Source organism: Bacillus cereus group sp. Bc010, from assembly GCF_027716745.1.
In the GTDB taxonomy this organism is placed as follows: Bacteria; Bacillota; Bacilli; order Bacillales; family Bacillaceae_G; genus Bacillus_A; species Bacillus_A pacificus.
Window position 1 is genome coordinate 1 of the sequence record NZ_JAQFUY010000088.1, and the last position, 2,402, is coordinate 2,402.

Sequence of the window (2,402 nt, forward strand, 5' to 3'; positions counted from 1 at the left end):
CTGAAAGAATATAGAATGACATTTAAGCACCTACATCAATTGGCTTTGGAAAATGGTGATGCCATTCATCTACTACATGAATGCATAGATTTTCTAAGAAAAAACAAAATCATACTGCCTGCTATCACTACACTTGAAAGAATAGTGTGGGAAGCAAGGGCAATGGCTGAAAAGAAGCTATTTAACACGGTTAGTCAATCCCTAACAAATGAACAAAAAGAAAAACTTGAAGATATTATTACCTTGCAGCATTCGTCAGAATCCAATAAAACGATATTGGGTTGGTTAAAAGAACCACCGGGACATCCTTCACCCGAAACCTTTTTAAAAGTAATAGAACGACTCGAATACATACGAGGAATGGAATTAGAAACGGTGCAAATTAATCATTTGCACCGCAATCGCCTGTTACAGCTGTCTCGCTTGGGTTCAAGATATGAACCTTATGCATTCCGTGATTTTCAGGAAAATAAACGATATTCAATACTAACCGTCTATTTATTACATCTTAATCAAGATTTGACGGATAAAGCTTTTGAAATTCATGACAGACAAATACTTAGTCTCTTATCAAAAGGTCGTAAGGCTCAAGAGGAAATTCAGAAACTGAACGGTAAAAAGCTGAATGAGAAAGTTATACACTTTACGAACATCGGACAAGCTTTGATCAAAGCAAAACAGGAAAAATTAGACGTTTTTGAGGTTTTAGAATCCGTTATTGAATGGAATTCTTTTGTCTCTTCGGTCGAAGAAGCCCAGGAGCTTGCACGTCCTGCTGACTATGATTATTTAGACTTACTGCAAAAACGATTTTATTCACTAAGAAAATATACGCCAACGCTATTAAGGGTGTTGGAATTTCATTCTACAAAGGCAAATGAGCCACTTTTACAAGCTGTAGAGATTATCCGAGGAATGAACGAATCCGGAAAACGAAAAGTACCTGATGACTCACCTGTGGATTTTATTTCAAAACGTTGGAAAAAGCATTTATACGAGAATGATGGTACAACAATCAATCGTCATTACTATGAAATGGCTGTTTTAACAGAACTTCGGGAGCATGTTCGGGCAGGAGATGTTTCCATTGTTGGCAGCAGACAATATAGAGATTTTGAGGAATATTTGTTTTCCGAATTTACATGGAATCAAACGAAAGAGAATACGAGATTATCAGTTAGTTTATCATTCGAAGATTATATAACGGAGAGAACCAGCAGCCTTAATGAAAGGTTAAAGTGGTTAACTGCCAATTCCAACAAGTTAGATGGAGTTTCTCTTGATAAAGGAAAGCTGTCACTTGCACGCTTAGAAAAAGATGTACCAGAAGAAGCAAAAAAGTTTAGTGCAAGCCTTTATCAGATGCTACCAAGAATAAAATTAACCGATTTACTGATGGATATTGCTTATATAACAGGATTTCATGAGCAATTTACTCATGCTTCCAATAATCGAAAACCGGATAAAGAAGAAACGATTATTATTATGGCTGCCCTTTTAGGAATGGGAATGAATATAGGTGTAAGCAAGATGGCTGAAGCAACACCCGGACTTACATATAAGCAATTAGCCAATGTATCTCAATGGCGCATGTATGAAGATGCAATGAATAAAGCCCAAGCCGTATTAGTAAATTTTCATCACAAATTACAATTGTCTTCCTATTGGGGAGACGGTACAACATCCTCATCAGACGGTATGAGAATGCAGTTAGGTGTTTCATCACTACATGCAGATGCAAACCCACATTATGGAACTGGAAAAGGAGCCACCATCTACCGTTTTACTAGTGATCAATTCTCTTCTTACTACACAAAGATTATTCATACTAATTCAAGGGATGCGATTCATGTTTTAGATGGTTTGTTGCACCATGAAACGGATTTAAACATAGAAGAGCATTATACAGACACAGCTGGTTACACAGATCAAATATTCGGACTGACTCATTTATTAGGATTTAAATTTGCCCCAAGAATAAGAGATTTAGCAGACTCAAAATTATTTACAATAGATAAAGCAAGTGAGTATCCAAAATTAGAAGCCATTTTACGTGGACAAATAAATACAAAGGTCATTAAAGAAAATTATGAGGATGTTTTGCGATTAGCTCACTCAATAAGAGAAGGAACAGTTTCAGCATCCCTTATTATGGGGAAACTAGGATCTTATTCAAGACAAAACAGCTTGGCTATAGCCTTACGTGAGATGGGTCGAATAGAAAAAACAATTTTTATTTTGAATTATATATCGGATGAATCATTAAGAAGAAAAATACAAAGGGGATTAAATAAAGGAGAAGCCATGAACGGATTAGCAAGAGCTATTTTCTTCGGAAAACAAGGTGAGCTTAGGGAACGGACTATACAACATCAATTGCAAAGAGCCAGTGCTTTAAACAT

Annotated in this window: 1 protein-coding gene; it reads left to right on the top strand. The window is 36.1% G+C overall.

Going from position 1 to position 2,402, the window contains the following annotated elements; translation table 11 throughout:
- The coding region (locus tag PDQ68_RS28435) for a Tn3 family transposase (protein WP_050592959.1) at nucleotides 1-2,402 on the top strand (2,402 nt) is incomplete at both ends.